16 protein-coding genes are annotated in these 9606 nt (G+C 54.9%); 1 reads left to right on the top strand and 15 read right to left on the bottom strand.

The features are described 5' to 3' along the window. Positions 1-176 precede the first annotated feature (176 nt). Positions 177-461 carry a DUF2622 domain-containing protein gene (locus tag NNN71_RS02525; protein WP_271457797.1) on the top strand — a complete coding sequence of 95 codons (285 nt, stop codon included), beginning with the start codon at positions 177-179 and terminating at the stop codon, positions 459-461. Here the strand turns inward: NNN71_RS02525 and NNN71_RS02520 are convergent. From NNN71_RS02520 to NNN71_RS02450, 15 genes are all read right to left on the bottom strand, one after another. Next, positions 458-601: a hypothetical protein gene (locus NNN71_RS02520; RefSeq protein ID WP_271457796.1), complete on the bottom strand. Its 144-nt coding sequence runs from the start codon at positions 599-601 to the stop codon at positions 458-460. The two genes, NNN71_RS02525 and NNN71_RS02520, sit on opposite strands and share 4 nt — an antisense overlap. A 25-nt stretch (positions 602-626) precedes the next feature. Next, a complete protein-coding gene (locus tag NNN71_RS02515; RefSeq protein ID WP_271457795.1) occupies positions 627-1268 on the bottom strand; it encodes a hypothetical protein in 642 nt (213 codons plus the stop codon). A gap of 1 nt (position 1269) precedes the next feature. Further along, positions 1270-1698: a hypothetical protein gene (locus tag NNN71_RS02510; protein WP_271457794.1), complete on the bottom strand. Its 429-nt coding sequence runs from the start codon at positions 1696-1698 to the stop codon at positions 1270-1272. Positions 1699-1835: 137 nt separating this feature from the next. Continuing rightward, entirely contained in the window at positions 1836-2297 is a 462-nt protein-coding gene (locus NNN71_RS02505) for a lysis protein (RefSeq protein ID WP_271457793.1), read from the bottom strand. After that, positions 2297-2824: a lysozyme gene (locus NNN71_RS02500; RefSeq protein WP_271457792.1), complete on the bottom strand. Its 528-nt coding sequence runs from the start codon at positions 2822-2824 to the stop codon at positions 2297-2299. Before NNN71_RS02500 ends, NNN71_RS02505 begins: the two co-directional genes overlap by 1 nt. Continuing rightward, positions 2808-3128, bottom strand: a complete 321-nt coding sequence (locus NNN71_RS02495; RefSeq protein ID WP_271457791.1) for a hypothetical protein — start codon at positions 3126-3128, stop codon at positions 2808-2810. The genes NNN71_RS02500 and NNN71_RS02495 overlap by 17 nt, the downstream gene beginning before the upstream one ends. Positions 3129-3519: 391 nt before the next feature. Beyond that, the gene (locus tag NNN71_RS02490) at positions 3520-4347 is read right to left on the bottom strand and encodes an antitermination protein Q (protein WP_271457790.1); all 828 of its coding nucleotides are present in this window, start codon (positions 4345-4347) and stop codon (positions 3520-3522) included. A gap of 12 nt (positions 4348-4359) precedes the next feature. Next, positions 4360-5397 (bottom strand): DUF968 domain-containing protein, encoded by a 1038-nt coding sequence (locus NNN71_RS02485; RefSeq protein WP_271457789.1) that lies wholly within the window; start codon positions 5395-5397, stop codon positions 4360-4362. Beyond that, positions 5382-5753, bottom strand: coding sequence for a RusA family crossover junction endodeoxyribonuclease (locus NNN71_RS02480; RefSeq protein ID WP_271457788.1), 372 nt, complete (start codon positions 5751-5753; stop codon positions 5382-5384). Before NNN71_RS02480 ends, NNN71_RS02485 begins: the two co-directional genes overlap by 16 nt. Then, positions 5750-5956 carry a hypothetical protein gene (locus tag NNN71_RS02475; protein ID WP_271457787.1) on the bottom strand — a complete coding sequence of 69 codons (207 nt, stop codon included), beginning with the start codon at positions 5954-5956 and terminating at the stop codon, positions 5750-5752. Before NNN71_RS02475 ends, NNN71_RS02480 begins: the two co-directional genes overlap by 4 nt. A gap of 496 nt (positions 5957-6452) precedes the next feature. After that, a complete protein-coding gene (locus NNN71_RS02470; RefSeq protein ID WP_271457786.1) occupies positions 6453-6686 on the bottom strand; it encodes a DinI family protein in 234 nt (77 codons plus the stop codon). A 161-nt stretch (positions 6687-6847) separates the two neighbouring features. Beyond that, complete coding sequence (locus NNN71_RS02465) at positions 6848-8704, bottom strand: DNA cytosine methyltransferase (RefSeq protein WP_271457785.1); 1857 nt, start codon at positions 8702-8704, stop codon at positions 6848-6850. Further along, the gene (locus NNN71_RS02460; RefSeq protein WP_271457819.1) at positions 8701-8958 is read right to left on the bottom strand and encodes a hypothetical protein; all 258 of its coding nucleotides are present in this window, start codon (positions 8956-8958) and stop codon (positions 8701-8703) included. Before NNN71_RS02460 ends, NNN71_RS02465 begins: the two co-directional genes overlap by 4 nt. Next, positions 8958-9302 (bottom strand): hypothetical protein, encoded by a 345-nt coding sequence (locus NNN71_RS02455; protein WP_271457784.1) that lies wholly within the window; start codon positions 9300-9302, stop codon positions 8958-8960. The genes NNN71_RS02460 and NNN71_RS02455 overlap by 1 nt, the downstream gene beginning before the upstream one ends. Further along, positions 9302-9586: a hypothetical protein gene (locus NNN71_RS02450; protein ID WP_271457783.1), complete on the bottom strand. Its 285-nt coding sequence runs from the start codon at positions 9584-9586 to the stop codon at positions 9302-9304. Before NNN71_RS02450 ends, NNN71_RS02455 begins: the two co-directional genes overlap by 1 nt. Positions 9587-9606 lie beyond the last annotated feature (20 nt).

The raw sequence follows: 9606 nt of genomic DNA, 5'->3' as shown, positions 1-9606 counted from the left end.
CCAAATTTGAAAACCTGTAGCTAGGAAAACACCGCGGCGCGCAATGCCCGTGCAATACGATCCCCTCAGGAAGGACCCAAACCCCACCGGGGAACACCGTTTGATTTACCTGTCTTTTCACCACTTCAGGCTCGGTGATATGCTGGACGTTCTCACACGGTCAGCAAGGAAAACATATGGCAAAATTCTCAGTTAGAGTAGAACTTCGCAATTCAGAAGATGCGGACTATGAAGAGCTACACAAGACAATGAAACAGAAAGGGTTTCAGCGGACAATAACAACAGACTCAGGAAATACCTATTACCTTCCTAGCGCTGAGTACAACTATGAAAGCGCGAGTAAATCAAAAGAGGATGTTGGTAATCTAGCGGAATCTGTTGCTGAAAAAATTCGCCCAAACCCAATCGTTATGGTCACAAAGTCCGCTGGTCGTTACTACATCAACCACGACAAGGTCTAACCTTCCTGGTCGCCAGACTCCAAAGCTTGTTTGGCCAGCCAAATGCGGGCCTCAGTACCTGCATTTGGTTCCAGTTCCTGTAATCGTTTTACATCCTCGAGTAGCAGATTGATAACATGCATTAATTCACGTTCATCCATTATTGACTCCCCTTAATGTTCACAACTATTTGGCTGTCCTGAGCGCCTCCGCTATCGCCTGATTCAACGCAGACGGTAGTAGCGTGTGCGCCATGGTGTTTGCCCGGTCCATATAGCCCAGCGTGGGTTTTACTGGCAACGCGTCACCAAAGCGGATAAGCAGTTTTGGTGTGCGTTGTTTAACCTTCTCCCGACGCGTTCCATTCGGCGAGCGTTTCGCCCGCTTCTTCCCTTTCCTAGTCCTGGCCTTTCTGCGCTGCCAGACGGCGTTAACACCACCGACATCACCGATGAAAACATTTGGCTTCGCCTTAAGCTGAGAAAGCTTGTTACGCGGCAGGTTGCCGAATTTATTCAGCTTAATGTCTTTGGGATTTAGCAGCGCGCTGCCATTGAGCTTATGTTCGCCGCCAAACTCAAACGGCTCGAGGTAATCCGCGGCAGTATCGCGAACGAACACTTTCGCGCGCAGACTGTTTTTTCGGGCAGCCACTGAGCCGACGGATTTCACGGTGAAGGGTGTTGGATTTTCCAGATGGCGCTCGAACGCCGTTTTCTGAGCTGTTTCTATCTGCCGAACGACCTTTGTCATCGCCTGTGCAGTTGCGAATGGGATTTGTTTTTGCAGCTGCTGGAGCTGGCGGGATAAATCCTTCAGTGCCGCCATATCAGATGTCCGGTTTTACAGATAACCCTTCTACCTTGTCGCGAGCGACGGCGACGCACAGTCGCATCAGCAGTACCACCAGCACATAACACACGGCGGTGAATACCCAGCCGGAGAATGAGAGCAAAGAGGCGATGGCCGCATCTTCAACCCAGCGCAGCACCCGGAAGAAAATTCCTTTTTTCTTCGTTGCGTCACTGATGGACTCAATCGTTTTTTGCCTGGCATCTTCACCTTCAATGCCAGACGCCCCATAGCTGACAATCAGAATGATGGCGCTGGCAAATAAACCGGCGAACATAATTACCCAATAGGCGGCGGCAGATACACCGATTAGCGACTTAGCCCCGGTAAATGTCGCATAGCCGAGCAACAATAGAATCCCGTATGAAAAGATGCCGATGATAACCTTGATAAAAAACTTACTCATGGCATTTCCTTTTAGGCGTGAGCCTGTCGCACGGGACAACCACCTGAGAGAAAGCGGCATTCCCCAGGCCCACTACTGAAAGACTCTCGTTTTGCGCGTGCGATGCGCATAAAAAATCCCCGCTGTTGCGAGGATCGTTATTTGAGGCACTGCGTGGTGATGTATTCCTGCAGGCCGCTCACTTGTTTGGTGATAACGCTAATTCGCTCTCTGAGGGTGAAATAATCCCGTTGAGCGGCGTCAGTAAGTCGGGGACCGGTTGCATCATCCACGCCGGTGGCGCCGGAGGTATTACCCTTGGGGCAGGTGGCGTTGATGCGCAGCCCACACTTGCCAGAGCGAACACACTGCTGAAGAGCATCAAGCTGCTTTTTCGCATCAGCTAACTCCTTTGTGTATTTGGCATCCAGCGCGGCGACGTCGCGCTGCCGGGTCTGCATGTCGGTTATGGTGGCGTTCGCTAGCGTCAGGGCGGATGTGGCTTTATCGCGCTGGGCTTTGTAGTTGATGGCGTTGTCGCGGTAGTGGTTTACCATCCAGCCAAGAGAAACCAGCAGGCAGGCGACGACAGCAATGATGATTGCGGTTATACGGCTCATTACAGGCCATCCAGACAGAGCTTTCTCTCAGCGTCGCGGCGCTTTACCAGACCGGGGAGAATGGTCTTTCCGGCGTAGACCCAGCGAGGAAACTGGTTACAGGCGGATTGCCACGCTGCTGGCCCGTCACGAAACATCGCGTAAAGCGTTGATTGCTTCATCGTGGGACAGCCAACATTAAACGTAATCGACGTCACCGCCGAGAATGTGTTGTCGCTGAGCTTTTTTCCGTTGGCGTAGGTGTTAACGCAGCGCTCGGCATCCAGGATGTTCTTTTCCCAGTCGGCGGCGATCTGCGCGTCCGTCTTGCTCACGCCAGCTTTAACGCCGTGAGTATTCCCGATGCCGTCGGTCAGGACGCCTGCCGGGCAGACATACGGATCACGTCTGCAGGATTCAGCGTTTCCGATTAACTCCAGACCACGCTCGTTTGTCCGTACATGACCCGCATTCAGCACGATGGCAATGATGGCACCTACAGAGCAAACCGCACCTGCAGCACCAGCCTTTTTATTCAGTTGCGCCATTGTTGTTTATCCTGTTCATCGATTCGGTGATCACTTCAGCGGATGAGGGGCGCTCACTGAGAGGTTTTTGTTGCACGCCATGGAGGTATTCAGCTAATAGCTGTGTCCGTTTGCTGTCTTCCTTACGTTCATTTCTGGCATCCATGCGACCAAACACAAATGAGGCAACTGAGATAACCACGCCAATAAAACCAAAGAGGATGTAAACAACATCCTGAGTTGTAAAGCCCAGCATGGACGCAATTGCCGCAAGCCAGGCAAAGAACTGTGTGATGATATTCCCTTGCTGGTCATTCATTTTCATGGTCTCTCACCTCGCGATGTTGCGGGTGCTGTGTGGTTGGAGGAAATCAGGCTCGCGGGCTCTTATGTAAAAGTGAAGGTAAGGGTGATTCCCGGAGCCTGAAAATAAAAAACCCCGGCGAACGCCAGGGCTAAGAATGTTACCCGCTTACTGATACGGGGCGCTCAACCTTAGTTAGCGCAGATTCGGATTGTGGTCCTGCCTTTGTGAGCTTTGCATTCGGCTGGAACATGTAGGATACGCATCGCCCACCGCGCTTTCATATTGGCGGCGGTTAGCCATAAAAAAACCCGCTCGCTGGCGGGTTTTTAACTCTGAACATACAATGCCCATCGTTAATGTCAAATTTACACAAAAATGGCAACATTGCAAGTATCTTGTCGCCAAATACTCATATTTCTATTCGATCTTGCATTACCGTCACCCTTTTAATTTGGATATCAGAATAGCTCTCCTCCTGAAAGCATTTTGATACGAGGCTTTCATAGAATGGCTTCCAGCTGTAGCGCCAGGTACGATCCGGCAAGCTGGATAACTCGGTGAAAATGCCACGATATGCCACCGATGATTTTGGACGGCTGTATCCGCGCCCCTCACACCGCTTACACACTTTGTATACCGGTACACCGCGGAACTCCGTTTCTTTGCGATCGAGCGTTTTCCCGGTACCGCCACACTGGCAGCGCTTGCTTATTTTCCCAGTACCGCTGCACTTTTTGCAAAGCACATGCTCTGTTTCTCTGACTACGCGCTTCACTTCAAAATCGGATGGTGACTGGCGCAGGTCTTTTGCCCATTGAGGCAGCCGCATGGTGTAGTGGCTCTTTTCTGTCTCGGTGGTGACTGGCGTAAACCCCTTTCCATGGCATTTGTGGCATTCCACCGAATCCGCCGCCGAAGATGCATAGTCGTTGTATGCGAAGCGCGCCAGAATACGCATGCAGAGGGGAAATTTTTTACCAGCGGCTTTTCGCACTGCGAACGGCGCATGCTGTTTAGCGTATTCAGCCAGCCAGGCTATAGACGCGTCCCGGTCCTGCTGGCTGATGCCTGCCTTGCCAAGATACATCGTGAGACCGATGCCGGCCTGTGCCTGCGTCATCCCAAGCGCGGCCATCACATCGGTCACGGTAAGTTGCTCACCGTCGGTAGCCCGGCTGGTACCTGAAATATGCATGCCCTTCGGGGCAAAGAATTTGATCACACCATCAAGATTCATAGTCGATTCTCCCTATGCCAGCACGCCAAGCGCAAAGGCCCGGTCCAGCAGTTGAACGATTAATACAGGCTGCAGGCCGAATTCCTGCTCAAACTTAATCCGGTCGTGATGCAGCTGATCGTGGTGCCTGCGGCACAGCGGCAACGTGAAAATATCGTGCGCTTTGGTGGCGGTACCGCCCTGCCCCCAGCCAATGAGGTGATGGGGATCGTCCGACGGCTTACCGCAGCACACGCAGGGCTGGGTCTTGACCCATTTGATGAAGGCCGGGTTCGTCCAGCGGATGCGCTTCGGGCGGGCAAAAAAGGTGGCCGGCGCTTCAGGCTCCACAGCAACACTCACCAGCGGCTGCCCGAGGGGGTGTTCCTGCCAGTCAGGCTCCACGCTGTACCCGTCCAGCCTGTTCTCCAGAATGCTGGTGGCCGGTAACGCTGGCACGATATCGCTTTCCCGGTACACCGTGGGTTCAGGTTCTGACGGCAGTCGCAGAGCGCGCTGCGCCATTTCTTCGTTGATTGCCCCGGCAATACCGGCTGATACCGCCCACCAGCAGAGCTCCGCGACGGAAAGTTCCCGCTCGCGGTTATAGCCCAGCGACGCAAGGACGGTATCAATCACCCAGGCGATGACGTTCTCGCGGGCCAGTTCGGCCAGTTGTTCGGTCGTCTGCTGCCTCAGCTCGTTATCACAGTGCCAGCAGACCGCCAGCGCACCAGGCGGGTGTCGCATCGTAACCAGTTCGTGATGGTGATAACTGGCGTGCGGGTACTGGCAGACATCCGTCCGCAGTAACAGCCAGTGCTCCAGCGCGGCCAGACCACCAGCGGCACGAATAACGCGCTCATCGGTGAAGAAGGGTCGAAGGAGGTGATCTTCCGCCAGCGGCTGCCGGGCATCAGGAATGCGCCCGGACGGCAGGTGGGCCATATTCGCCGGGGCCTCCTCCACCAGCACCCGGCCCTGGGCGAAAACACCCATCAGATCGTTGCCGGGCTTCAGCAGCACAATGCCCATCTGTCTGGCGATCTCAGGTCTCAGCAGCAGGCGCATGGGCAAGCCTCCCGGATGATAATCTGTCCTGTCTGCCCCCAGACCTTTGACACGCGCCCGTCCCAGATATGGCTGTCCTCGCCGAAGATGGCGTCCAGCAGCGCCTTTTCCAGGTTATCCTTGTCCGGACGTTGCTGGTGCGGCTTCCCGTCGTATTCAGCGCGCTTCTTCCTGCTCCAGCTCGGCGGCATGGGTAGCACAAAAATAACGTGGTAGCCGCTGGCGGGCAGCGTGATGTTGTTCAGCCGGACTTCGTCGCAGAACGCACGGTAACGGAGTACCTCCGGCCGTTTCTTCCATTTGTCTGCCCGGGTCTGTCGCGGCTTGCCCAGCGGCGTGATGTTGTAGGCCGTCATACATCACCCCAGCAGCGATGCTGCCAGCGTTTGCTTTGCCGCGGTGTTTTGCCGGATTCAGGAAGGAATGCGCTCACCGTCCAGTGGATAAGATCGTTATCCAGGCTTTTCTTGGTGCGTACGTTATTTTCGCGATAGCGCGCCACCAGCTCGTCGGCTTCTTCTGTGGTGAGATTGTCCTGAAGGAACCAGCTTTTCTTCATTTGCCACTCCGGAAGGATTCAGGCAAAAGGAAATCGCTGGCGCCAGAGAACGTCAGTGTGTGGGAGTGTTGTTTTTGATTTCGCGCCATGGTGTTGCTCCGTGGCGCATGTCGTCAGGTTCTGGTTGTTCAGGCCAGTCGTTGGATTATGCTCGATTCGCTGACGAGCGGTCAATTTTTGGCGCTCATTTCCCTGAACACCTCAATGATCGTTTCCCTGGTCCAGTACTGCTCATCCCGGGATAACTTCCTGCAAGCGACTTCATTTCCATCCGAAGACACAATAAACCTGTCATTTTTTGCCAACCTGAAGGAACAGACCTCACGACCTAATCCATCGGTAATGGTTGCTTTGAAATCTCCGGCAGGAGCTGAGTTAACAATGCCCACAACACTTCCCCCCTGCGCGACGTACTGACGCAAAATTGAGTAACGGCGGCTGCATAAAAGGGAAATACGATCCACGACTGGACATGCAGGCCACATTGGATTTTTTGTTAATAGAACCAGTCGTCGGCGCTCTCCCAGGTCTCCTGGAGGATTTTCTCCACGGCTTTTTTGTCGTCCTTATCCGCGCCAATGACTGTCAGCCCGTCGACGCTGGCGCGCCTGATGGTAATGCTGCAGTCATCAAAGCGGTTGCCAAGACGTTTTAACAACTCTTTCTCCAGCGCCGGTACAGCCCCATCAGGAAGATTCTTTGTCCGATCAATGGTTAACTCGACCTTCATGATTCCCTCCAAATCGATATACTGTATGAATATACAGTTACATTATTAACCCTACAACTGCTGATTGCAATCGGTTTAAAAGCACGTTTTGTTAACTGATTCTGTATAAATTTCTGCAAAAGCCCGCCGGAGCGGGCTTCGTATGATTAGCAGGCTTATTTTTATGCGGCCTGTTCCTTCACTCCGCAAAGCTCAGGCAGATTAGCCCGCACCAGCGCCTCGGCGAACTGTGGCGGTACTGCATTACCGCAGCGGGCCACCTGCTTATCTTTCGCGTAGCGCTTTCCGGTATAGTCCTGGTCGATGATGTACCACTCAGGAAAACCCTGCGCGCGATACAGCTCACGCGGCTGCAGCATACGCATCCCGATATCCACAATCCGGTATGTCACGCCGTCGATCTCAACAATCCCGGTACAATCTTCGCCACAATACTTTCTCAGGAATTCGACGACCTGTTGCGCGCGCTCTTCGTCGTAGCTCACGGCCGCGAGCGTAGTCTGCACTTCCCCAACATGCTGGCCACCAGCAGTGATGGTCGGCATTGGCTCATCCACGCGCTGCCCATCGCGGCACGTTCCGCGCAGCTTGATCAGATGAGAGGCAACAACAGCATGGTGATCGACCGTCGTCACGGAGTGTGCTGGCTCATCCAGCCCCACGCCCGGGCCCGTATAATTCCCGCCATAGTGCTTCGCCAGGAACGCGCTCACCGTTGCGAACTTATTGCCGCCTGCGGTAACAGTCCCCAGCGGGTGATTAAGCTGCAGCACGCGAGGCTCCTGCCCGGGTCGCTCGCCGTAGCCCATCTGGATCAGCGTCGGTGTCACCAGCTGCGATTTACCGCCACCGCCCGCAGTGATCGTTGCGCTGGGTTCGTCTGCCCGGTGGCCGATACTGGCGCCGAACTGGCGGGCAATCACTGGAGCAACCACGCAGGCGCGGGATTGCTTCAGGATAGTGTGGGCAGGCTTATTCAGCGCGCGCGGCTTCGCCTGGTATTCGCTACCGCCGTTGCCAGCCATGAACGGTGCCAGATATGGCACAGCCAGCGCATAGCCGAGCTTTTTCGTGATGGTCTGTAGCGGCTCATCCAGCGACTGGCCTCTAAAGCAATCGTACTCGCTCTTGCTGCTGGTATGGTTGCACTTGACGATAAACGGCGAGGCACTGTCAATAACGAAGCGCTTGATGCCGCGGGCAATCCTCCTGAGCGTGTTTTCTGCCAGCGGCTTCTTCCGCCCGAAAATGGAAGGTGCCGGTATTGACCAGTCGATACACTCAGCAGCTGTACGCCACGGCACCCGTTTACCAGCCATGACTGCGGCTGTTTTCGGGTCACCGTGCGTAGGTTCCGGCCACACTATCGGCTTCCCGTCGCAGCGCATCACCATGAAAAACCGTTTGCGGATTGTCGGCGTACCGTGGTCGCATGCCCGCAGCTCTCGGTACTCGACGACATAGCCCAGCCCCCTGACCAGCCGCGCAGCGTCATCACTATCAAGCGGGATGCCCAGAAACTCGCAGCATTCAGCCAGCGCGGGATGATCCGCCGGGATGCCAGTAGTCAGCATGCCGATGAAAGCCTCGAAGGTCTCGCCGGAACGGTCTGGGTCAGGTCTCATTTCCCCGGCTAGCAGCGGACCCCACGTTTTGAACTCCTCCACGTTCTCCAGTTTCATTACCCGCGGTTTAACATCCAGCCCCCAGCGCAGCACCACCCAGGCCAGCCCGCGAATCGCTTTCTCTACAGGCTTTGCCCCCTTCGCTTTCGAGAAATGACGGCAATCCGGCGAGAACCACGCCAGCGCCACAGGACGGCCGGCGGTCGCGACGCGCGGGTCGATATCGAAAACATCCTCGCAGTAGTGAAGCGTTTCCGGGTGGTTGGTGGTGTGCATCGCCACGGCGTTCTGGTCGTGGTTGATAGCAATATCCACGCTGCGGCCGATAGCCATCTCAATGCCGGTACTGGCGCCGCCGCCACCAGCAAAATTATCAACGATGATTTCTCTCACTCGTATTTCTCCATGGCGTGGGCCAGCGAGCAGGCTGCGGTGATAACTGCCGGAACAGGCATTCTTTCCAGCAGCATGCGGTTGATGTGGTGCTTAAGTCGGCGCTGGTGGTGCGCCGGGAGATCCCCGGCGTGTTCTACCTGCGAAAACACCATGCTGATCTCGGCGGGCCATACCGTTTCCGGTACGTCCACCAGCAGCATTTTTTCCAGCTCAATGATGCGGCTGGTGGCGTATTGCAGCAGAGCCTGCATCACCTCACCTCCTGCTCATCAGCTTTCCGGCGCTGCTGAAGTTCTGCACGTTCGGAGGCGCTAATCTCGCCATATTGATAAACGCGGTCCCACAGCGATAATGGTCCATACCCCGCATCTTTTGGTACGTTCAGCTCGTCCAGGCAAAATGACACCTGCTCAGCCGCCGCGTAACCCCGCTGTAAAGCTCCCTCAGCAATTCTATGCTCCCGAAGCTCACACAGTGCAAACACAGCATCACCAAGCGCCATGCCTGTTTCTGAACCATTCAAACGGTACGAATCGCGAGTAAATTTGAGCAATAATTCTTGTATGCGCTCGTCTGTTAATTTGTTATTAGCCATTATTTAAGCCCCTCAATCATCGGCAGGCGGTAAAGCTGCCCTGGCGCCACATCATGACGACGCCAGCGGATATCACAGGTGCGCTCTTCGTTCGGCGAAGACCACACCACTACGTCAGCAACTGGCTCTGCGGTTAATGCTGCCAGTGCGATTTCAAGCAGCTCAAGCTGCGCATGATATGACTCTGCATGTGCATCAGTACGTGAAATGGATATATCGCTGCGCGTTTCTTCAATGAGTCTTGAGGCCCACCCCTTTAACTGCTCTTTGGTGAATGTGGTCATACGCCCTCCTTGCTGGAGGA

Origin of the sequence: Kluyvera sp. Awk 3, from assembly GCF_028069715.1 — a bacterium.
Lineage (GTDB): Bacteria > Pseudomonadota > Gammaproteobacteria > Enterobacterales > Enterobacteriaceae > Kluyvera > Kluyvera georgiana_A.
This window is presented reverse-complemented; position numbering and strand designations above follow the sequence as displayed.

Excerpts from the sequence above, each read along its gene's own strand:
- NNN71_RS02525 (WP_271457797.1), top strand. The coding sequence starts at position 177 with ATGGCAAAATTCTCAGTTAGAGTAGAACTTCGCAATTCAGAAGATGCG.
- NNN71_RS02520 (WP_271457796.1), bottom strand. The coding sequence starts at position 601 with ATGGATGAACGTGAATTAATGCATGTTATCAATCTGCTACTCGAGGAT.
- NNN71_RS02515 (WP_271457795.1), bottom strand. The coding sequence starts at position 1,268 with ATGGCGGCACTGAAGGATTTATCCCGCCAGCTCCAGCAGCTGCAAAAA.
- NNN71_RS02510 (WP_271457794.1), bottom strand. The coding sequence starts at position 1,698 with ATGAGTAAGTTTTTTATCAAGGTTATCATCGGCATCTTTTCATACGGG.
- NNN71_RS02505 (WP_271457793.1), bottom strand. The coding sequence starts at position 2,297 with ATGAGCCGTATAACCGCAATCATCATTGCTGTCGTCGCCTGCCTGCTG.
- NNN71_RS02500 (WP_271457792.1), bottom strand. The coding sequence starts at position 2,824 with ATGGCGCAACTGAATAAAAAGGCTGGTGCTGCAGGTGCGGTTTGCTCT.
- NNN71_RS02495 (WP_271457791.1), bottom strand. The coding sequence starts at position 3,128 with ATGAAAATGAATGACCAGCAAGGGAATATCATCACACAGTTCTTTGCC.
- NNN71_RS02490 (WP_271457790.1), bottom strand. The coding sequence starts at position 4,347 with ATGAATCTTGATGGTGTGATCAAATTCTTTGCCCCGAAGGGCATGCAT.
- NNN71_RS02485 (WP_271457789.1), bottom strand. The coding sequence starts at position 5,397 with ATGCGCCTGCTGCTGAGACCTGAGATCGCCAGACAGATGGGCATTGTG.
- NNN71_RS02480 (WP_271457788.1), bottom strand. The coding sequence starts at position 5,753 with ATGACGGCCTACAACATCACGCCGCTGGGCAAGCCGCGACAGACCCGG.
- NNN71_RS02475 (WP_271457787.1), bottom strand. The coding sequence starts at position 5,956 with ATGAAGAAAAGCTGGTTCCTTCAGGACAATCTCACCACAGAAGAAGCC.
- NNN71_RS02470 (WP_271457786.1), bottom strand. The coding sequence starts at position 6,686 with ATGAAGGTCGAGTTAACCATTGATCGGACAAAGAATCTTCCTGATGGG.
- NNN71_RS02460 (WP_271457819.1), bottom strand. The coding sequence starts at position 8,958 with ATGCAGGCTCTGCTGCAATACGCCACCAGCCGCATCATTGAGCTGGAA.
- NNN71_RS02455 (WP_271457784.1), bottom strand. The coding sequence starts at position 9,302 with ATGGCTAATAACAAATTAACAGACGAGCGCATACAAGAATTATTGCTC.
- NNN71_RS02450 (WP_271457783.1), bottom strand. The coding sequence starts at position 9,586 with ATGACCACATTCACCAAAGAGCAGTTAAAGGGGTGGGCCTCAAGACTC.